The organism is Cellulomonas sp. GbtcB1, from assembly GCF_019091725.1.
GTDB lineage: Bacteria > Actinomycetota > Actinomycetes > Actinomycetales > Cellulomonadaceae > Cellulomonas.
Genome location: NZ_JAGXJG010000575.1, coordinates 1 through 236, shown reverse-complemented (window position 1 = coordinate 236; position 236 = coordinate 1). Strand labels below are relative to the sequence as shown.

Here is a 236-nt window from a genome sequence, read left to right as displayed (position 1 = left end):
ATTGTTCTCAGCAGTTTTTTTTAGTATTTATCGATGTCGCGAAATATCGCTAGATCTTACAAAACATCGCGAAATCATCAAACATTTCTAAATGTCTCCAATTCACAACAACACTTGTTTTCTGCATTTTATCTTTCTGATTTTTGACCATGTAGCGAAACATCCCTAGATGTCGCAAAACAACGCAAAATCCTGAAAACATCTCCAAATCTCTCCAATTCACAACATGGCGAAAG

The 236-nt window shown here is 35.6% G+C and carries 1 protein-coding gene; it reads right to left on the bottom strand.

Translation table 11 applies throughout. The features are described from left to right. Positions 1–49: 49 nt before the first annotated feature. On the bottom strand, positions 50–236 hold a 187-nt coding region (locus KVT14_RS21430; RefSeq protein WP_217617391.1), incomplete at its 5' end, for a hypothetical protein.